18 protein-coding genes are annotated in these 19428 nt (G+C 56.3%); 14 read left to right on the forward strand and 4 right to left on the reverse strand.

From position 1 onward, the window contains the following. Positions 1-15: 15 nt before the first annotated feature. The 3 genes from rplQ (at position 16) to DFR30_RS02595 (ending at position 1940) form a co-directional block, all read left to right on the forward strand. Positions 16-411, forward strand: a complete 396-nt coding sequence (rplQ, locus tag DFR30_RS02585; protein WP_132971186.1) for a 50S ribosomal protein L17 — start codon at positions 16-18, stop codon at positions 409-411. A gap of 191 nt (positions 412-602) precedes the next feature. Then, positions 603-1334, forward strand: coding sequence for an SAM hydrolase/SAM-dependent halogenase family protein (locus tag DFR30_RS02590; protein WP_132971187.1), 732 nt, complete (start codon positions 603-605; stop codon positions 1332-1334). An 18-nt stretch (positions 1335-1352) separates the two neighbouring features. After that, positions 1353-1940 (forward strand): hypothetical protein, encoded by a 588-nt coding sequence (locus tag DFR30_RS02595; RefSeq protein ID WP_132971188.1) that lies wholly within the window; start codon positions 1353-1355, stop codon positions 1938-1940. A gap of 15 nt (positions 1941-1955) precedes the next feature. On the opposite strand, the gene DFR30_RS02600 is transcribed toward DFR30_RS02595, so the two are convergent. The 3 genes from DFR30_RS02600 to uvrA all read right to left on the reverse strand — a co-directional run bounded on the left by DFR30_RS02600 (position 1956) and on the right by uvrA (position 6059). Next, positions 1956-2540: a TlpA family protein disulfide reductase gene (locus tag DFR30_RS02600; RefSeq protein ID WP_207891788.1), complete on the reverse strand. Its 585-nt coding sequence runs from the start codon at positions 2538-2540 to the stop codon at positions 1956-1958. Then, on the reverse strand, positions 2485-3042 hold the full coding sequence (locus DFR30_RS02605) for a hypothetical protein (RefSeq protein WP_132971189.1): 558 nt from the start codon (positions 3040-3042) through the stop codon (positions 2485-2487). Before DFR30_RS02605 ends, DFR30_RS02600 begins: the two co-directional genes overlap by 56 nt. Before the next feature lie 167 nt (positions 3043-3209). After that, positions 3210-6059 (reverse strand): excinuclease ABC subunit UvrA, encoded by a 2850-nt coding sequence (uvrA, locus tag DFR30_RS02610; RefSeq protein WP_132971190.1) that lies wholly within the window; start codon positions 6057-6059, stop codon positions 3210-3212. A gap of 47 nt (positions 6060-6106) precedes the next feature. Here uvrA and DFR30_RS02615 point away from each other — a divergent pair, with 47 nt between their 5' ends. Together DFR30_RS02615 and ssb are read left to right on the forward strand one after the other, a co-directional pair. Continuing rightward, on the forward strand, positions 6107-7522 hold the full coding sequence (locus DFR30_RS02615) for an MFS transporter (RefSeq protein ID WP_243640657.1): 1416 nt from the start codon (positions 6107-6109) through the stop codon (positions 7520-7522). A gap of 169 nt (positions 7523-7691) precedes the next feature. After that, complete coding sequence (gene ssb, locus DFR30_RS02620; protein ID WP_132971191.1) at positions 7692-8138, forward strand: single-stranded DNA-binding protein; 447 nt, start codon at positions 7692-7694, stop codon at positions 8136-8138. 67 nt (positions 8139-8205) lie between these two features. On the opposite strand, the gene DFR30_RS02625 is transcribed toward ssb, so the two are convergent. Further along, on the reverse strand, positions 8206-9111 hold the full coding sequence (locus DFR30_RS02625) for an MBL fold metallo-hydrolase (protein ID WP_132971192.1): 906 nt from the start codon (positions 9109-9111) through the stop codon (positions 8206-8208). Positions 9112-9452: 341 nt separating this feature from the next. Here DFR30_RS02625 and mraZ point away from each other — a divergent pair, with 341 nt between their 5' ends. The 9 genes from mraZ (at position 9453) to ftsW (ending at position 19427) form a co-directional block, all read left to right on the forward strand. Then, positions 9453-9902, forward strand: coding sequence for a division/cell wall cluster transcriptional repressor MraZ (gene mraZ, locus DFR30_RS02630; protein ID WP_132971193.1), 450 nt, complete (start codon positions 9453-9455; stop codon positions 9900-9902). A gap of 5 nt (positions 9903-9907) precedes the next feature. Beyond that, positions 9908-10837, forward strand: a complete 930-nt coding sequence (rsmH, locus tag DFR30_RS02635; RefSeq protein WP_132971194.1) for a 16S rRNA (cytosine(1402)-N(4))-methyltransferase RsmH — start codon at positions 9908-9910, stop codon at positions 10835-10837. Continuing rightward, a complete protein-coding gene (gene ftsL / locus DFR30_RS02640) occupies positions 10834-11097 on the forward strand; it encodes a cell division protein FtsL (RefSeq protein ID WP_132971195.1) in 264 nt (87 codons plus the stop codon). Before rsmH ends, ftsL begins: the two co-directional genes overlap by 4 nt. Further along, a complete protein-coding gene (locus tag DFR30_RS02645) occupies positions 11094-12800 on the forward strand; it encodes a peptidoglycan D,D-transpeptidase FtsI family protein (protein WP_132971196.1) in 1707 nt (568 codons plus the stop codon). The genes ftsL and DFR30_RS02645 overlap by 4 nt, the downstream gene beginning before the upstream one ends. After that, the gene (locus DFR30_RS02650; protein WP_132971197.1) at positions 12797-14320 is read left to right on the forward strand and encodes a UDP-N-acetylmuramoyl-L-alanyl-D-glutamate--2,6-diaminopimelate ligase; all 1524 of its coding nucleotides are present in this window, start codon (positions 12797-12799) and stop codon (positions 14318-14320) included. The genes DFR30_RS02645 and DFR30_RS02650 overlap by 4 nt, the downstream gene beginning before the upstream one ends. Next, positions 14317-15672: a UDP-N-acetylmuramoyl-tripeptide--D-alanyl-D-alanine ligase gene (locus DFR30_RS02655; protein WP_243640658.1), complete on the forward strand. Its 1356-nt coding sequence runs from the start codon at positions 14317-14319 to the stop codon at positions 15670-15672. Before DFR30_RS02650 ends, DFR30_RS02655 begins: the two co-directional genes overlap by 4 nt. Before the next feature lies 1 nt (position 15673). Then, positions 15674-16756, forward strand: coding sequence for a phospho-N-acetylmuramoyl-pentapeptide-transferase (mraY, locus tag DFR30_RS02660; RefSeq protein WP_132971198.1), 1083 nt, complete (start codon positions 15674-15676; stop codon positions 16754-16756). Between the two features lie 104 nt (positions 16757-16860). Further along, positions 16861-18225 (forward strand): UDP-N-acetylmuramoyl-L-alanine--D-glutamate ligase, encoded by a 1365-nt coding sequence (gene murD / locus DFR30_RS02665; protein ID WP_243640659.1) that lies wholly within the window; start codon positions 16861-16863, stop codon positions 18223-18225. Further along, on the forward strand, positions 18222-19427 hold the full coding sequence (gene ftsW, locus DFR30_RS02670) for a putative lipid II flippase FtsW (protein ID WP_132971200.1): 1206 nt from the start codon (positions 18222-18224) through the stop codon (positions 19425-19427). Before murD ends, ftsW begins: the two co-directional genes overlap by 4 nt. Position 19428 lies beyond the last annotated feature (1 nt).

Consider the following 19428-nt stretch of genomic DNA (forward strand, 5'->3'; position numbering starts at 1 on the left):
AGTAGGTATAGAACAATGCGTCACCGTCAAAGTGGACGAAAACTGAATCGTAACAGCAGTCACCGCAAGGCCATGTTCAGTAATATGGCAGCGTCACTGCTGAATCACGAAGTCATCAAGACAACCCTTCCGAAAGCCAAGGAGCTGCGTCGTGTCGCAGAGCCTTTGATCACCATGGCCAAGACTGACAGCGTGCACAAGCGTCGCCTGGCATTCTCCCGCTTGCGTGATCGTGACGTCGTGACCAAGCTGTTTAATGAACTCGGCCCGCGTTACAAGGATCGTCCTGGTGGTTACCTGCGTATCCTGAAAATGGGTTACCGGACCGGCGACAAGGCCCCTATGGCGCTGGTGGAGCTGGTCGACCGTCCGGAAACCGATGGTGAAGCGTTCGAGGCTGTCGACGAATAGACTCTGTTACTGCCGTATCCTGAAAGCCGGGCAACGCCCGGCTTTTTTGTGCCTGAATGAGTCTACACCGTAACGCATCGTCATTCCGGCGGAAGCCGGAATCCATCGTCCCGGCGCACTGGATGCCGGTTTGCACCGGCATGACGACATTGGCTATTGAAGTGGCAGCGGGTGGGTCATAGCATGTCACCATGATCGCAATCATGACCGACTTCGGTGTTTCCGGGCCATACATTGGCCAGATGCGGGCTGTTATTCACGCGCAAGCGCCTGGCGTGGATGTGGTTGATCTGTTTCCCGATCTCCCGGCCTGTAACGTGAAGGCCGCCGCCTACCTGCTACCGGCCTACACGCAGTATCTTCCCGAGGGGACGGTGTGTCTGTGTGTGGTTGATCCTGGTGTGGGGACTCATCGCAGGGCACTTGCCTTGCAGATTGACAGGCGTTGGTTTGTCGGGCCGGACAACGGGCTCTTTAGTGTGCTGCTCAATCGTGGAGAGGAAATAACAACAAAGGAAATCCATTGGCGCCCCGATCAGTTATCTGACAGTTTTCATGGGCGTGATCTGTTTGCACCGGTCGCTGCAAGACTGGCGAAGGGGGTTGATGATGGAATTGAAACGATCGAGGCCGGAGCGCTGGTTATGCCGGACTGGCCCGATGAGTTGTCTGAAGTGATATATCTCGACAGTTTCAGCAATGCCATTACCGGGCTGACGGCGACAGATTTGCCGGAGACGACCGTGCTCGAGGTTGCCGGTTATCAATGTCAGTACACCCGAACCTTTGCCGAGGCCGGGCCTGGCCGGCTTTTCTGGTATAGAAATTCAAATGGGCTGGTGGAAATTGCCATGAACCAGGCAGGCGCTTCGGAAAAGACGGGGATTCGCGTTGGCGATACCATCAGAATCGTATCGAACTGACATGATGCAGGAGGGCGTGTGAAAAAGCTTGGAGATAACCTGTTGCTTTTATTTCTGACCGCAGTCGTTGTGGTAGGCGGTTATGCGTACCTGCGTTATGCCTACAGGGTAACTGACAGCACACCTTTCACCCAGGAGATCGTACTTATCATCCTGGGGACAGTTGCAACCATTCTTATTACTGCAGCGCTCCTCAATAAACAGTCTGCGGTGGAAATTGATAAAGAGCAGAGTGTTAAATTTATCGATTTGAAGACGCGGACCTACGAAGAACTGATTAATCAGATAGAACAGATAGTGTTGTCAAAGGAAGTCACTGACAGGGACCTGGTGCGCTTGCAGTTTACGACACATCGGCTGGCAATATTTGCAGCCCCGGCAGTGCTCGAGGAGTACCAGGAGTTTTTGCGTGTGTTCAATCGCGCTGCAGTGGACGGTGCGGTTTCCGCAATTGAATCAGACCAGTTGACTGACTCGTTGGCCAGATTGACGGTTGAGATTCGGGCAGATCTGATTGGCGAACTGGATCGTGAAAGTGATATTGGGCTTCAGAAAATCGCAGAACAGATTGTAGAAAACGCCAGTGAGACAACGGGTCGTGGCTGACCGGCGTGACAGGTGTTATTTGCTACCGGCTTCATCGATTAACTGCTGAATCAGCGCGCGAACGTCAGGGTGATTGAAATTGCGCCCCCCCACGGCGCGGTAGACAACACGCCCCTGCTTGTCGATCAACAGGGTGGTAGGCAGACCTTTTACGCCGTAACTGTCCGAAACACTGCTGTCGCGGTCAAACAGGATGGGGAAGGTCGGGTATACATCCAGTTGTCCCATATAGGAAAAAACGTGGTCCGGGGATTCCCACTGGTTGATCGCCAGCACAATAAAATCTTTATCGCGCAGTGACTGGTACACAGCCTCCATGGACGGAATTTCTTCCCGGCAAGGCGGGCACCAGGTTGCCCAGAAGTTGATCATGATGACTTTGCCACGCAGTGATGACAGCGTGTATTTCTCGCCATCCATGTCTTCCAGGGTGAAGTCCGGGGCAGGAACGGGTGTGGGCAATCGTGACAGTGTATGTCCCAGCGCCGCATAGGATGTCGAAGACGCAAAACAGGTCAGTACCAGGGCGGCGGCGGTAAGGAAATTACGCATCGGGTGTTTTCGCCGGTGCGCAGTGAACAGCTTCGATTTTTTCTTCATGGGTTTTATCTCCCTGCGTCCAGGAATAGTACAGGTCAAAAACGCTACCTGCCGGTAGTGGTACGGTCGTGAATCCCTGTCCCCAGTCGCCGGGTTGATAGGTCTGCTCCTCGTGCAGGAGTACCCAGCGGAATGCGAGACTGCGGTCTTTCCACTCTTCAAGCCACTGTGTCTTGGTTTTCAGGTGGTGCGTTTTGCCGTCGGGTGTAACGTAGCGCCAGTCGGACAGGTTGTAATGTAATGGCTGATGGCCGGTGTTCTTCAGAATGGTGCCGAAGGTGCAGTAGTCTCGCGTGGTATCGACAATATCTTCCGGCAATCCACGTGCACTGAACACGGCAGCGACATAATCGGGTGACAGGGGCAACAGTCGCAGGCTGAATCCAGGGTGTTCCACCTGGATGCGCTCTATGCCGGATTGCGGGTTGAATTCACGCTGCACTTCGGCCGCGTTTACAAGTAACGGCCAGAGCAGGCAGATTATGATTGGGCTGTAGCGCATGTTTCCTCGCGGGGAGCATGAAATTACCGGCGCACTGTCATTGCGAGCCAGGCACGGCAATCTCTCCGGGCTTCATTGCGGATACCTTACCCTTCAGTTCAAGGCATCGCAATGACAAGGGCGCTTTGATGAAGCAGGATTTTTTTCTCAGACGGTACCCGCATCGGTCAGGCGGCATCTGTATCGGAATCACTTCGTTCCCGCTCCAGTATCGGGCGAAGAAAGTGCCCGGTGTGCGAGATTTTACTGTCCGCGACCCGTTCCGGTGTGCCGGTGGCGATAATCTCGCCACCGCCATTCCCGCCTTCCGGGCCAAGGTCGATCACCCAGTCCGCTGTTTTGATGACGTCCAGGTTATGTTCGATGATAACTACAGTGTTGCCGTGGTCACGCAGGCGATGCAGTACGCGCAGCAGTTGTTCGATATCGTAGAAATGCAGTCCGGTGGTAGGTTCGTCAAGAATATACAAGGTCTTGCCGGTATCACGCTTGGATAATTCACGTGACAGCTTGACGCGTTGCGCTTCGCCGCCGGACAGCGTGGTGGCGTTCTGCCCGAGGCGCAGGTAGGAAAGTCCAACATCCAGCAAGGTTTGTAATTTCCGTGAAATTACCGGTACGGCACTGAAAAATTCTGCTGCGACCTCAACTGTCATTTCCAGCACTTCGTGGATATTGCGCCCCTTGTAACGAATATCCAGCGTCTCGCGGTTATAGCGCTGGCCCTTGCAGACATCGCAAGGGACGTAGATGTCAGGCAGGAAATGCATTTCAACCTTGATAACGCCGTCGCCCTGACAAGCCTCGCAGCGGCCACCTTTAACGTTGAAGCTGAACCGTCCCGGTTTGTAGCCTCGTGAACGAGACTCCTGGGTGCCGGCAAACAGTTCGCGGATAGGTGTAAACAGGCCGGTGTAGGTGGCCGGGTTTGAGCGCGGTGTGCGACCGATGGGGCTCTGGTCGATGTCCACCACCTTGTCGAACTGTTCAAGTCCGTCCACTGAAGCATACGGGGCTGGTTCGGTGCTGGCGCCATTCAGTTCCGCCGCCACGAGCCGGTATAGCGTATCGTTGATCAGGGTGGACTTGCCGGAGCCGGAAACGCCGGTGACACAGGTCATCAGGCCAACCGGGATGTCCAGGTCCACATCTTTCAGATTGTTGCCACTGGCCTTGAGAATACGCAGCTGGTGCTGTGGGTCATTGGGTGTGCGTTGGTCCGGTCCGTGGATACGCCGCGCACCACTCAAATATTGCCCGGTCAGCGATGCCGGGTTGTTGATGACGTCCTCCGGGGTACCCTGCGCCACGATCCTGCCGCCGTGTATGCCGGCGCCCGGGCCCATATCGACCAGGTGGTCGGCGGAGCGGATGGCATCCTCGTCGTGCTCGACCACGATGACGGTGTTGCCGAGGTCACGCAGGAAAGTCAGCGTGTTGAGCAGTCGCTGGTTGTCGCGCTGGTGCAGGCCGATGGAAGGCTCATCGAGGATATACATGACACCGACCAGCCCGGCGCCAATCTGGCTGGCGAGGCGAATGCGCTGTGCTTCACCACCAGACAGGGTGTCGGCGCTACGTTCCAGTGACAGGTAGTTGAGCCCGACATTGACCAGGAAATCCAGACGGTCACGAATTTCCTTGACGATTTTTTTGGCAATGGCGCCACGTCGGCCAGGCAGTTGCAAGCCGGCAAAAAAATCGCTCGCTTCACCTACCGGCAGAGCTGCAATTTTCGGAAGCGTGCAGTCATTGACGAATACGTTGCGCGCTGACCGGTTGAGGCGTGTTCCTTCGCATTCAGGGCAGGGGTGCGTGCTCAGATAACGTGCCAGTTCGTCACGCACCACGTTTGATTCGGTTTCGCGGTAGCGCCGTTCCATGTTGCGCAGAATGCCCTCGAAGGGATGCCGCTTGACCTTGATGCCGTTGCGTTCGTTGATGTAGCGGAACTCGATTTGCTCACGGCCACTTCCGTACAGAATAATTTGCTGGATGTGTTCTTCCAGCTCATCGAACGGTGTTTCAATATCGAAGCCATAATGATCCGCCAGCGAGCTGATGAGCTGGAAATAATAGGCGTTGCGCCGGTCCCAGCCGCGTACTGCACCACCGGCCAGACTCAGGTGCGGGTTGGCAACCACGCGCTTCGGGTCGAAAGACTGCTGGACGCCAAGTCCATCACAGGTCGGGCAGGCGCCAATCGGGTTGTTGAACGAGAACAGCCGGGGTTCCAGCTCAGTCAGTGAATAGCCGCATTTCGGGCAGGCGAACTTGGCGGAAAATGTGACCTCTGCCTTGTCGTCCATATTGACTACCCGCGCCAGACCATCGGCGAGACGCAGTGCGGTTTCAAAGGATTCGGCAAGCCGTAGTTTGAGGTCGTCACGGATCTTGAATCTGTCGACTACCACTTCGATACTGTGCTTGCGGCGCAGGTCCAGTTCAGGCGGATCGTCCAGTTCCACCACTTCGCCATCAATTCGTGCACGTATAAAACCGTGAGCGCGCAGCTCTTCAAGTAACGCCAGGTGTTCACCCTTGCGATCCTGGACTACCGGAGCCAGCAGCATCCAGCGCGAGCCGTCAGCCTGTTCCAGCACGTGATCAACCATCTGACTGATGGTCTGTGCTTCCAGGGTGATGCCGTGTTCGGGGCAACGTGGTGTGCCGACGCGTGCAAACAGCAGGCGCAGGTAGTCGTAAATTTCGGTAATGGTGCCGACTGTCGAGCGTGGATTATGCGAAGTGGACTTCTGTTCAATAGAGATGGCCGGCGAAAGACCTTCGATATGGTCGATGTCGGGTTTCTCCATCATCGACAGGAACTGGCGCGCATAGGCGGACAGGGATTCCACGTAACGGCGCTGGCCTTCCGCATAAATGGTATCGAACGCCAGCGAGGATTTACCGGAGCCGGACAGGCCGGTAATCACGATCAGCCGGTCACGCGGCAGGTCGAGGTCGACGTTTTGCAGATTGTGCGTGCGCGCACCGCGCAGGCGAATGGTATCCATACTGTTTCCGGCAAATTGGGCAACCTGATACTATACGGCGTTTCGTGATGGCTGACCAAAGGGAAATCTGTTTTGTGAACGAGACCACGCCCCCTGACCAGAGCATGACCCGGGCGGAGGCGCGTACCGCTGCCTCCATGGCGGGCATCTATGCCTTACGGATGCTGGGGTTGTTCATGATCCTGCCGGTTTTTGCCCTGTACTCCGAGCACCTGGAGGGTGCAACGCCGGCTTTGGCCGGTCTGGCGATCGGTATCTACGGCATGACCCAGGCTTTCCTGCAGATTCCGTTCGGATTGTTGTCGGATCGTATCGGACGCAAGCCGGTAATAGTGTTCGGTTTGCTGGTGTTTGCCCTTGGTAGTGTCATGGCGGCCAGTGCCGACACGATCTGGGGCGTTATTGCAGGGCGCGCCATGCAGGGTGCCGGTGCGATTGCCGCTGCCGTCATGGCGCTCACGGCGGATCTTGTCCGCGAGGAACACCGGGTCAAGGCCATGGCCATTATCGGTATGAGCATCGGCGCATCATTTGCCGTTGCCATGGTGCTGGGGCCGTTACTGAATAGCTGGATAGGGGTGCCGGGAATTTTCTGGCTGACGGCTGTGCTGGCGCTGGGAGGTATTGCAGTTATCCTGCTGATCGTGCCAAACCCGGTGGTTTCGAGAGTGCGACGCGATGCCGAAGCGGTACCCGAACAGTTTACCAGCGTGTTGCGCAACCCGCAGCTACTGCGGCTGGATGCCGGCATTTTCTCGCTCCACCTGATCCTGACCGCCAGTTTCGTGGTGTTGCCACTGGCATTGCGTGACCTGGCCGGGCTGGATGCGTCAAGGCATTGGGAAGTCTATCTGCCGGTATTACTGCTTTCTCTGCCAATGGCGGTGCCTTTTATTATCCAGGCCGAGAAGCATCAACGGATGAAGCAGGTCTTCGTTGTCTCGGTCATCGTTGTGGCGCTGGCAGAACTCGTCCTGTTCAGGTTTCATAACCAGGTGTTGGCAATAGGTATTGGATTGTTCATCTTTTATTCAGCATTTAATTTGCTCGAGGCCCTGTTGCCCTCGCTGATCGCCAAGATGGCGCCGCCGGACAGCAAAGGGACTGCCATGGGCTTCTATTCCAGCGCCCAGTTCTTCGGTGCCTTTGTCGGTGGTACGGTCGGGGGGTGGTTACACGGACGCTTCGGCCTGTCTTCGGTGTTTCTGTTCTGTGCGGTTGTGGCGCTGGCGTGGCTGGTGCTGGCTTTGGGGATGGAAGCGCCGGGATACCTGAACACCCGCTTACTCAGAATCGGGGCGCTGGACCCGGATGCGGCCCGGCAGCTTGCCCGGCGCATTACTGCAGTGCCAGGCGTGGCTGAGGTGGTAGTGATTGCCGAAGACGAGGTCGCCTACCTGAAAGTTGACCCACGACTGCTCGACGAGGATGTACTGGATGCTGTCGTCGAGAACCGGGGCTGACTGGAAATCAATGGCTTACACGGCTCCGCTCGAACCGTCCACGCCACTTCGACGGCGGGCTGGGAACTGGCGCGATCAGCCGTTATCATGGCCGCTGGTTGAAGTACACGGCACACAAAAATATTACAGAGGAAGCGCAGGGACGGCGCTTCCCGGACAGGAGTAAAACATGGCAAGAGGCGTAAACAAGGTCATTCTGGTGGGTAATCTGGGCGCTGACCCGGAAGTGAAATACATGCCTAACGGCAATGCGGTAGCGAATGTCACGCTGGCAACCAGCGAAACCTGGAAAGACAAACAGAGTGGTGAGAACAAGGAAAAGACCGAGTGGCATCGCGTCGTGTTCTTCCGTCGGCTGGCCGAGATTGCCGGTGAATACCTTAAGAAAGGTTCACAGGTATATATTGAGGGCAAGCTGCAGACTCGCAAGTGGCAGGACAAGAATGGTAACGATCGCTATACCACCGAAATTATTGCCAACGAGATGCAAATGCTTGGCGGACGTGGTGGTGGAGGCAGTGCAGACTTCGGTGGTGCATCGGCTTCACAGTCGGCACCTGCTGCTGCGCCTGCGGCAGCAGGCGGAGGTGACTTCGATGATGATATTCCGTTCTGACAGTGTTTGCCGGACGGAATAAAAAAGGCCGGCATTCGCCGGCCTTTTTTATTCCTGTGCTCCGGCTTCAGCCGACCTTGTCGAGTTCCAGGCTTTCAGCACTGGTATCGGGGCGGAAGATGTTAATCGGTATCTTCAGGAAACGTTTGCCGTTGGCTTCGCTTTTCGGCAATGAGCCGGCATCGACATTCACCTGGATACTTTGATAAAGCAGTTTCGGGGCGCTGAGCTCCTTGTCGCGTTCGTTCCGGAAGCGAATGAATTCCTCTTCACTCATACCTTCGTTCAGATTGATATTGTTTCTTTTCTGTTCGCCAATGGTTGTTTCAAAGTCCAGCTCGCGTCCGTTTGGCTGGTAGTCATGTCCCACGAATACGCGTGTTTCATCCGGCAGCGTATATAGCTTCTGCGTAATAGAGTGATACATGTCTTTTGCGCTGCCTGCGGGGAAGTCGCAGCGACCTGTACCGCCATCCGGCATGAACAGGGTGTCGCCGGTAAAGATGGCGTCACCGAAACGATAAGTGGCGCAGGCAGGGGTATGCCCCGGCGTAAAGATGACCGAGAAGTTGAGTGTGCCGGCCTGCACTGTTTCGTTTTCCTTGAGCAGGCGGTCAAACTGGCTGCCGTCAGTGAGGAAGGTATCCGGCAAGTTGAGTTCTTTCTTGAAGACGTCCTGAACGATAGTAATGCGTTCCCCGATAGCAACCTGCGCTTCAGGATAAGCCTCCCTGATCATCTGCGCGCCTGACAGGTGGTCGGCATGTGCATGGGTTTCCAGAACGAAATGTGGCGTCAGCGTATTCCCGTCAAGGAAAGCCAGGATTTTATCAACTGACTCGGTCCAGACTTTTGATCCAACGGGGTCGTAGTCAAGCACCGTGTCGATAATGACGGCATCCTTGCTGGACGGGTCATAGACCACGTAGGTCAATGTGGACGTGCGGGTATCAAAAAAGGCCTTTATTTCCATGTTGGGGGTCTCTTTCAGAGATTAAATTTGATTTAGGCTAGTATAAATAGATAATTAGAATTTAACCATACATAGAAATAATTATATACTATTGGCTATTCTGCACTCAAAGTTGAAGCATTTCCGTAGCAAGCTGTAGCAACTATCTGATTTCCTGTTTAAACCTCATTTTGTGATCTGGTGATAAATCCACCACCCCTGTCCATCATCGCTAAGTTACTGTCCTTAAAGCAGGATTTTTCATTTCTTACCTTGACAAGGTGGGGATTTGCTACCTATAGTGTCGAAAAGTGGGAATCAGTGGAATTTAGTGGAAAATCGAGGAGGTCGAGGGGAGTCCGGTGTTTCGAGGTGGTAGCACAGTCAAGCTCGATGCCAAGGGGCGGTTGGCCTTGCCAACCCGTTACCGCGGCGAAATCGGTGAACGCTACGAGGGCCGCCTGGTGGTGACGGTTCACGATGATGGCTGCCTGTTGCTTTATCCCCAGCCCGAGTGGGAGCAAATCGAACACCGTCTTATCAATACCCCGAACCTGGATCGCCGTACGCGCGACATGCAGCGTATGTTGGTCGGTTATGCCACAGAAGTCGAGATGGACGGAAATGGCCGTATTCTACTGACGCCGCGCCTGCGCGATTTTGCCGAGCTGGACAAGGCGGTAGCACTGGTGGGCGTAGGCAAGAAATTTGAAATCTGGAATGACGAAACCTGGATGAATATCGGTAGTAGCTGGAAGGGGCGTGCAGAAGACAGTGACAAGCCGTCCCCTCTTGAATCGCTGACGTTGTAACAGCGATGAGTCACCAGCATCAGCCGGTACTGTTGGCACAGGTACTGGACGCACTCCGGGTGAAACCGGATGGCCTCTATATAGATGGAACCTTTGGACGTGGCGGACATGCGGCAGCGCTTCTGGAAAAGCTCGGCCCCGAAGGGAGGCTTCTGGCCTTCGACAAGGATCCTGACGCTCTGGCTTTTGCGGCCAGCCGGTTTTCCGGCGAGGCGCGGTTACTGATGCGCGAAGGCAGCTTTGACAACCTGGCGAGCGAAGTGTCAGCCCTTGGCTGGCAGGGGCGAGTGGATGGAATCATGCTGGATCTTGGTGTGTCGTCACCGCAGCTCGATGACGCCGCGCGCGGTTTCAGCTTCATGCAGGCGGGACCCCTGGATATGCGTATGAACCCGCAGGCAGGCCCCAGTGCAGCCAAGTGGCTGGCGCAGGCGCCGGAACAGCAAATTGCCGATGTGCTGTGGAAGTACGGCGAGGAGCGGTTTTCGCGCCGTATTGCGCGTGCGATTGTGAACACTCGTGACGAGTCACCAATTACGACCACACTGCAGCTCGCCAGTCTGATTCAGTCAGCCGCCCCCGGCCGCGAACGTCACAAGCACCCTGCAACACGCAGCTTCCAGGCAATACGTATTTTCATTAACCGGGAGCTGGAAGACCTTGAGGCCGTTTTGCCGCAGGCAGTCGAGGTGCTGGCACCCGGTGGGCGGCTGGCGGTGATCAGCTTCCATTCGCTCGAGGATCGTATCGTTAAGCGGTTTATCCGCGAGCAGCACCGTGGTCCACAGCTGCCACCGGACTTCCCGGTGATCCCGGAAGGTTATGCGCCGAAGCTGAAGCCGGTAGGCAAGCAGATTCGTGCTGATGAAGCTGAAATTAATATCAACCCACGCGCTCGCAGCGCGGTATTGCGTGTAGCAGAGCGAATCGTATGAGGGCGTTGCTTTTCCCTGTGTTGCTGGTTGCGGTAATTGTAAGTGCCATGAGTGCTGCCTGGTCGCGGCATGAAAGCCGCAAACTGTTCAACCAGCTGCAACAGCTTGAGGGTGAGCGCGACGCCATGAATGTGGAATGGGGGCAGTTACAGCTTGAGCAAAGTACATATACCACGCACGGCAAGATCGAATCGGCTGCGCGGGAACGGCTGGGGATGCATATACCCGGTGCACAACAGGTGATGATCCTGAAACCATGACGCGCAAACCACATATCAGTCGGGCGAGACGGTTCGTTTTAATCGGGCTTATGCTGGTTGGCTTCTCTGTGCTTGCAGGGCGTAGTGCCCAGCTGCAGCTGGTCGATGAGGCTTTCCTCCAGGAGCAAGGTGATGCGCGTCATTTGCGCATCGTGCCGGTGCCTGCGCACAGGGGCATGATTACAGATCGTAACGGTGAGCCGCTGGCCATCAGTACGCCGGTGAAGTCGGTATGGGTTAACCCTCAGGAGCTTGTTGCTTCGCCCAGCAAGATGTCGCGGGTGGCGCAGTTACTGGCGCTGGATGTGGACAAGCTGCAGCGTCTGATTGGCCAACGCAAGGATCGTGAGTTTGTTTACCTGCGTCGACATGTTGCACCTGATCGGGCGCAGCAGGTTATGGCGCTGGGCGTACATGGCATTTATCTGCAGCGTGAATACCGTCGTTATTACCCGGCAGGTGAGGTAGCCGGTCACCTGGTCGGTTTTACCAATGTGGATGATCGTGGTCAGGAAGGACTGGAGCTGGCTTATGACGAATGGCTTACAGGTGAGCCGGGGGCCAAGCGTGTGATCAAGGATGGCCAGCGTAAGATTGTCGAGGATGTGGAGAATATACGTTCTGCGCACCCGGGTCGTGATCTGTCGCTGAGCATCGATCGTCGTATCCAGTACCTGGCCTATCGTGAGCTGAAGGCAGCCGTCACCCAGCATCATGCCCGATCAGGATCGGTAGTTGTGCTCGACAATCATACGGGCGAGGTGCTGGCCCTGGTCAATCAACCCTCTTTCAACCCGAACAATCGCAAGCGCCTGAAACCGGGAAAGCTTCGCAATCGCGCCGTTACCGATGTCTTCGAGCCGGGATCGACAATGAAGCCGTTTGTTATCGCGGCTGCTTTGCAGACCGGGAAATACCGTGCTGATACGCAGATCAATACCTCTCCGGGTATGTTTCAGGTAGGTGTACACACCATTCGTGACATGCATGACTATGGTGTGCTGGACATGACCGGCGTTATACGCAAGTCCAGCAACGTGGCGGCCAGCAAGATTGCGCTGTCACTGGAGCCGGAAACCCTGTGGGGATTTTTATCAGAGGCCGGTTTTGGTGTGTCCACAGGCAGCGGCTTTCCCGGTGAAGCGGATGGCCATATGGCCAACTACCATCGATGGCGCGATATCGAGCGCGCAACACTCGCTTACGGCTATGGGCTTTCTGTGACAGCGATGCAGCTGGCGCAGGCTTACAGCGTATTCGCAAATGATGGATATCGCGTGCCGGTAACCCTGTTGAAGCGAGAGCAGAAGCCGCTGCGTGAAGTGGTTTATTCGCCGGGAGTGGCGCGCAGCGTGCGAGGCATGATGGAGGCTGTGGTGCATAAGGGAGGGACCGCACCTAAGGCCGCTGTACCTGGATACCGGGTGGCAGGCAAAACCGGAACAGTGCACAAGTCCATAGCCGGTGGCTATGCGGAAGATAAATATATTTCAGTATTTGCCGGCATGGCGCCGGCCAGCAAACCGGAGCTGGTGATCGCCGTTGTGATCAATGAGCCACGTAATGGCGAGCATTTTGGCGGGCTGGTAGCCGGCCCGGCCTTCTCCCGCATCATGGCGGGCGCATTGCGCTTGCTTAACGTTACACCGGATGACATTCAGTTATTGCATACGCAGCGTGACAGGCAGGGGGGTCCGACATGATGGCGGCACATGCTTCTCCGCATGGCGTATCGCTCACTGACCTGTTGGCAGGGTTGGCTGATGTCAGTGTGTCTGCCGACGTCACTGTGCAGGGTATAGCGACAGACAGTCGTAGCATACAGCCTGGTGACCTGTTCCTGGCCTGTAGAGGATTGCAGGTGCATGGACTGGAGTTTCTGGCGCAGGCTGTCGGGCAGGGTGCCGTGGCAGTGGTTTATGACCCTGAAGGTTGTCAGGGCGCTGATGCCCTGCTCGCGAATGTTCCTGTGCCGGCCATAGCGGTTGCCGGGCTTGCCCGTCAGCTTGGTGAAATTGCCGACCGCTTCTATGCCGGACCCTCGCGTGACATGCATGTAATTGGCGTGACAGGTACGGATGGCAAGACATCGGTGAGCCATTTTATTGCCCGGGCCCTGTCGCGGCCGGGAAAGCCGGCCGGCCTGCTGGGGACACTGGGTTACGGTGTGTATGGCGACCTGAGTGTACCGACACATACCACACCGGATGCCTTGCGCCTGCAGGAAGAACTTGCAGCATTGCGCGACCTCGGTGTAACGCAACTTGCGATGGAAGTCTCATCGCATGCGCTGGAGCAGTATCGCTGCGCCGGCGTTCATTTTCATACCGCAGTGCTGACCCAGCTCAGCCGTGATCACCTTGATTACCACGGTAGCCTGAAGGCTTATGCCGATGCCAAGCGCCGCCTGTTCCGCTCGCCTGGGCTGCAGTGCGCCGTACTCAATGCTGATGACCCTTTCGGGCAAGAACTGGCGGCCGGACTGGCAGACCATGTTCGGGTCATCAGCTGGCAGGCGCGAGTTGATACAAAACCGCTGGCTGATGAGTGGCTGTTGCTACGTTCACTGTCTGTCTTGCCACAAGGTATGGCGCTGAGTGTGGACTCAAGCTTCGGCAAGGCGGAGTTTGAAACCCGGTTGCTGGGCGATTTCAATGCAGAAAATCTGCTTGCAGCGCTTGGTGCCCTGCTGGCTTCCGGTTTGTCGCTGGATGATGCCGTGCAACGGCTGTCGCAGGTGGAAACCGTGCCGGGACGAATGGAGTTGTTCAGTGAGTCGGGGCGCCCGAACGTCGTGGTTGATTTCGCGCATACCCCCGCTGCGCTCGAGGCCGTGTTAAAGGCGCTCCGCCCGCATTGCAAGGGTGAGCTGGTGTGTGTGTTTGGCGCTGGCGGAGACCGTGATACAGGCAAGCGTCCGGCGATGGGTGCTGTTGCCGGCCACTATGCGGACCGGGTCATTATAACCAGCGATAACCCGCGTCATGAGAAGCCGCAGGATATCATGACGCAGATTATGGCGGGTATAACGCAACCACAATGTGCAACCCGTATTGAAGATCGGGGTGCGGCGATTCGTGCTGCACTGTCGGGCGCTGGAAAAGACGACCTGGTGTTAATCGCAGGCAAGGGGCACGAAGAAACTCAGCAGATCGGTGATATGAAAACAGTCTTCAGCGACCGCCGTTTTGTAGCGGAGTGGCTGAGAGGTGGCGAGGCATGATGAGTATGCCGCTATCCGAAGTCGCCCGTGTGTTGAAAGGCGTTTTGCATGGAGAGAACGTCACTTTTACCGGCCTGAGCACGGATACTCGCACGATCTGTGAAGGAAATTTGTTCGTGGCTCTACAGGGGCCGAATTTTGATGGCCATGATTACTTGCAACAAGCGCAGCATGAAGGCGCGGTGGCAGCGGCCGTCAGTCATGTTGTACAAATGCCATTGCCGCAGGTCGAGGTCGAGGATACACGTCATGCGCTGGGTCAGCTGGCGGCGTACTGGCGATCACGGTTCGAGCTGCCGGTTGTTGCCGTGACAGGTAGTAATGGCAAAACCTCGGTCAGGGAAATGATTGCAGCGATTTTGCGTTCCTGTGGTGAAACGCTGGTGACGCGTGGGAACCTGAATAATGATATCGGTGTGCCGTTGACGCTGTCCGGATTGTCCGAAGTACACCGCTATGCAGTGATAGAGCTTGGCGCCAATCATCCGGGAGAAATTGCTTACCTGGCGGATATCGTCAAACCCACTGTTGCAGTGGTTAATAACGCCGCGGAGGCGCACCTGGAAGGCTTTGGTGATCTGGATGGCGTTGCGCGCGGAAAAGGCGAGTTATTTGAGCGCTTGCCTGATAGTGCTGTTTGCATCATCAATGCAGATGATGCCTATGCCGGGTTGTGGTTATCGCTGGCCGGTTCGCGCAAGGTGATTACCTTCGGTCTTGAAGCTGATGCGGATGTGCGTGCCAGCTGGCAGGGAGATCTGGATGGCAGTGATATCAGGCTTCAAACGCTGTCCGGTGATGTAGCGTTCCGGTTGCCGCTGCCGGGTCGGCACAATGTCATGAATGCGCTGGCCGCGAGTGCGGCTGCGATTGCGCTGGAGTTGTCGCCTGAAACTATTGCGCGTGGCTTGTCTTCCATGCAGGCCGTTGGAGGCCGTTGGCAGCCGCGCAAGGGTTTGCAGGGTGCGCGACTGATTGATGATACCTATAACGCGAATCCGGGTTCACTTGCTGTTGCGCTGGAGTTGCTTGCTGACAGTAATGATGAATGCTGGCTTGTGCTGGGTGACATGGGTGAGCTTGGAGATGCCGGTGAAGCCTTGCACCGGCAGATGGGTGAGTATGCACGTAACGCAGGTCTGCACTATCTGTTTGCACTGGGCTCACTGGCGGCTGTCGCTGCAGAGACTTTTGGTGCAGGTGGTGAAGCCTTTGAGTCGCAGGATACGCTGGTAAGTCGCTTGCGTGAGCAGTTGCATCCAGGTGTCACCATACTGGTCAAGGGGTCACGTGCCATGCATATGGAGCGTGTCGTCGATGCCTTGTGCGAACACAGCGGGGAGGCGGCCTGATATGCTGGTCTATCTCGCCGATTACCTGAGCCAGTTCCATAGTGGTTTCAACGTCTTCCAGTACCTGACCTTGCGCGCCATTCTGGGTGTGCTGACAGCATTGTTACTGTCTTTCGTGGTCGGTCCTGTGATGATCCGTCAGTTGAGTTTTCGTCAGATCGGGCAGCAAGTGAGGGATGACGGCCCCGAGTCACATCTGTCCAAGGCCGGTACACCGACCATGGGGGGTGCGCTGATCCTGGTAGCAATAGCGGTCTCTACACTTTTATGGGCCGACCTTGGTAATCGTTACATCTGGGTTGTGTTGCTGGTCACATTGAGTTTCGGCGCCATCGGCTGGGTCGATGATTACCGCAAGATTGTCTACGGTAACAGCAAGGGGTTGTCTGCAGCAGCAAAATACAGCTGGCAGTCACTGGCGGCAATCATTACAGGCCTGTATCTGTACTACGCTGCACAGTCCCCGGTGGAAACAGAGTTGATCGTGCCTTTCTTCAAGGACGTGGCGGTGCCACTTGGCCTCTGGTACATCGTGCTGGTTTATTTCGTGGTGGTCGGTTCCAGTAATGCGGTTAACCTGACTGATGGCCTTGATGGGCTGGCAATTCTGCCCACTGTACTGATTGCCGGTGCGCTGGCCGTGTTTGTGTATGCCACAGGTAATGTCTACTACGCCAAATACCTTGGCATTCCCTACATTCGTGAGGTGGGTGAAGTCGTGGTGTTTTGTGGCGCGATCGTCGGCGCCGGACTTGGTTTCCTGTGGTTCAACGCCTATCCCGCGCAGGTTTTCATGGGAGATGTAGGTGCCCTGGCGCTGGGCGCGGCACTTGGCACAGTTGCGGTCCTGGTGCGCCAGGAGCTGGTGTATTTTCTGATGGCCGGTGTGTTCGTCATGGAGACCGTGTCGGTCATTCTGCAGGTGGCGTCATTCAAATTAACCGGGCGGCGTATTTTCCGCATGGCGCCGCTGCATCACCACTTTGAACTCAAAGGCTGGCCGGAGCCACGCGTTATTGTGCGCTTCTGGATTATCACGGTAATCCTGGTGCTGAGCGGTCTGGCGACGCTGAAGTTGCGCTGAGAGGAGTATAGATGGACGAGAAAAGTCAGATTGTACTGGTGGGTTTGACCTTTGCGGTAATCGCCGTATTGCTGGTCATCCTTTGACAGGTCACTAGAACGGGAATGTTGGCAGTAACAAACATCATGGAACAGGACATGCAGCAGGTATTGCGTACTCTGGTGGTCGGACTCGGCACTACCGGTGTGTCGTGCGCGCGATTTCTGTCGCACATCGGTGTGCCGGTAGCGGTGACCGACAGTCGCGAGCAGCCCCCCGGACTGGAAACCCTGCAGCGGGAATTGCCTGATGTGGCCCTGTTCCTTGGCGGGTTCGACAAACAGGCGTTCGAACGGGCTGAGCGTATTGTGGTGAGTCCCGGTGTTTCATTGCGTGAACCGTTACTGGTCGATGCGCGAGCGCGTGGCGTGGAAGTGATCGGGGATATTGAACTGTTTGCGCGGCATGCCAGCGCGCCGGTTATCGGTATCACAGGTTCCAATGGCAAGAGTACGGTGACCACACTACTGGGTCTTATGGCACAACAGGCAGGGCGTAGTGTTCGTGTCGGGGGAAACCTCGGTGTGCCGGCCCTTGATCTGCTTAAGGAGGACGAGCCGGACCTGTACGTGCTGGAATTATCCAGTTTTCAGCTGGAGACTGTGCAGAGCTTGTCATGCCTTGCAGCAGTCGTGCTGAATGTCAGCCCGGATCACATGGATCGTTATGACTCTCTTGGCGACTACGCAAAGGCCAAGCAGACCATCTTTCATCACGCCCGTTTGCAGGTGGTCAACCGTGACGATGAATATGCCGCGGCACTTGCCCATGAGCATGCGCCTGTAGTCAGTTTTGGCGTGACAGAGCCGAAAGGCAAAGACTACGGGCTGCGCACCATGGATGGTGAGATGTGGATTGCTTGTGGAGATACGGCATTAATGCCTGTTGCAGAACTGCGTATGCCGGGTCGTCATAACCTCGCCAATGCCTTGGCGGCGCTGGCGCTTGGCGCTGCAGCTGGTTTACCGGTTGAGGCGATGTTGCGAGCATTGCGTGAATTTCAGGGCCTGCCACACCGTACCGAGTGGGTGGGTGAGTACCAGGGCGTGCGCTGGTTCAATGATTCCAAGGCAACCAATATTGGCGCTGCACTGGCCGCCATACAGGGCTTCGAGGGGCCGCTGGTATTGATCGCCGGTGGTCAGGGCAAAGGCGCAGACTTCACTGAGCTGGCAGCAGGGCTGGATGCGCGGGTACGCCATGTGGTGGTAATGGGTGAAGCGGCTGACGAAATTGAATCTGTATTGCAGGGACGTATTCCTGTCAGTCATGCAACTGACATGCAAGAGGCAGTCAGGCTCGCCGCAGCCCGGTCACAACCGGGGGATACTGTGCTTCTGTCACCGGCCTGTGCCAGTTTCGATATGTTCAGGGGATACCAGCACCGCGGTGAATGTTTCGTACAGGCATTGCGAGGTATGTTCGAATGAGCCTGGCGCTGCTATTGCCCGATATGCCGGTACGTCGTGGTGCAGCCTGCCCGCGACTGGATTTTGCCCTGCTTACCGCCGTAGCGATTTTGTTTTCCCTGGGGCTGGTCATGGTGGCATCAGCTTCCATGCCGGTTGCAGAGCGGCTCGGCGTCAGCACCTTGCATTTCACCATACGTCAAACGATATACCTGCTGATGGGGCTTGGGCTGGGGCTGCTGGTGTTGCGTATCAGGCTGGCCTGGTGGGAGCAGTGCAGCCTGTTGTGCATTTTGCTCGCTATCCTGATGTTAGTGGTTGTCCTGGTGCCGGGTGTCGGTGTTGAGGTAAACGGAAGTACCCGCTGGATCAATCTGGGAGTGTTCCGCCTGCAGGTGTCGGAGCCGGCCAAGTTGCTGGCACTGATCTACATGTCGGGTTACCTGGTGCGGCACGGTGAGGCAGTGCGTGAAACGCGTGCAGGCTTTATCAAGCCGCTGGCACTGTTACTGGTGGCGGCTGTCTTGCTGTTGGTAGAACCTGACTTTGGCGCGACTGTAGTCATGTTGGCGGCAGCCCTTGTGATGATGTTCATGGCCGGTGTCAGTTTGTGGAAGTTTGCTGCGCTGGTCGGTGTTGCTGTTGCTGGATTTGCCGCACTGGCCATTTCCTCTCCCTACCGTCTGGAGCGTCTGACAACATTCCTCAATCCATGGGCGGATCCGTTCAACAGCGGCTTCCAGCTGACCCAGTCACTGATTGCAATCGGTCGTGGCGAGTTATTCGGCGTGGGTCTTGGCGCCAGTGTGCAGAAGCTGTTCTATTTACCGGAAGCGCATACGGATTTTGTATTTGCCGTGCTGGCCGAAGAGCTGGGCCTGGTTGGCATCCTGGTGCTGCTCGGCCTGTACCTGTTTATTGTGTTGCGCGCCTATCGTATTGCCTCTGTCGCTGAGCAAGGCGGCAATCTGTTTGCGGCCTATCTCGCATATGGCATCGGAACCTGGTTGGGATTACAGGCATTGATCAATGTTGGCGTCAATACCGGCCTGCTTCCAACCAAGGGCCTGACGTTGCCGCTGATGAGCTACGGGGGCAGTAGCATGCTGGTGACCTGCGTTGCCATTGCACTTTTATTGCGTATTGATTACGAAACACGTTGTACGGTCAACAGCCTGCCGGCTTCCGGGATATCCATGCATCCCCGCAGGAGGGTGCGATGAA

It is taken from the genome of Thiogranum longum, assembly GCF_004339085.1.
GTDB lineage: Bacteria > Pseudomonadota > Gammaproteobacteria > DSM-19610 > DSM-19610 > Thiogranum > Thiogranum longum.

Coding starts and splice junctions, on each gene's coding strand:
- DFR30_RS02655 (WP_243640658.1), top strand. CDS start 14,317: ATGATGAGTATGCCGCTATCCGAAGTCGCCCGTGTGTTGAAAGGCGTT.
- ftsL (WP_132971195.1), top strand. CDS start 10,834: ATGAGGGCGTTGCTTTTCCCTGTGTTGCTGGTTGCGGTAATTGTAAGT.
- DFR30_RS02600 (WP_207891788.1), bottom strand. CDS start 2,540: ATGAAGAAAAAATCGAAGCTGTTCACTGCGCACCGGCGAAAACACCCG.
- uvrA (WP_132971190.1), bottom strand. CDS start 6,059: ATGGATACCATTCGCCTGCGCGGTGCGCGCACGCACAATCTGCAAAAC.
- ftsW (WP_132971200.1), top strand. CDS start 18,222: ATGAGCCTGGCGCTGCTATTGCCCGATATGCCGGTACGTCGTGGTGCA.
- DFR30_RS02645 (WP_132971196.1), top strand. CDS start 11,094: ATGACGCGCAAACCACATATCAGTCGGGCGAGACGGTTCGTTTTAATC.
- murD (WP_243640659.1), top strand. CDS start 16,861: ATGTTGGCAGTAACAAACATCATGGAACAGGACATGCAGCAGGTATTG.
- rplQ (WP_132971186.1), top strand. CDS start 16: ATGCGTCACCGTCAAAGTGGACGAAAACTGAATCGTAACAGCAGTCAC.
- DFR30_RS02650 (WP_132971197.1), top strand. CDS start 12,797: ATGATGGCGGCACATGCTTCTCCGCATGGCGTATCGCTCACTGACCTG.
- ssb (WP_132971191.1), top strand. CDS start 7,692: ATGGCAAGAGGCGTAAACAAGGTCATTCTGGTGGGTAATCTGGGCGCT.
- DFR30_RS02590 (WP_132971187.1), top strand. CDS start 603: ATGATCGCAATCATGACCGACTTCGGTGTTTCCGGGCCATACATTGGC.
- DFR30_RS02615 (WP_243640657.1), top strand. CDS start 6,107: ATGGCTGACCAAAGGGAAATCTGTTTTGTGAACGAGACCACGCCCCCT.
- mraY (WP_132971198.1), top strand. CDS start 15,674: ATGCTGGTCTATCTCGCCGATTACCTGAGCCAGTTCCATAGTGGTTTC.
- DFR30_RS02605 (WP_132971189.1), bottom strand. CDS start 3,042: ATGCGCTACAGCCCAATCATAATCTGCCTGCTCTGGCCGTTACTTGTA.
- DFR30_RS02625 (WP_132971192.1), bottom strand. CDS start 9,111: ATGGAAATAAAGGCCTTTTTTGATACCCGCACGTCCACATTGACCTAC.
- rsmH (WP_132971194.1), top strand. CDS start 9,908: ATGAGTCACCAGCATCAGCCGGTACTGTTGGCACAGGTACTGGACGCA.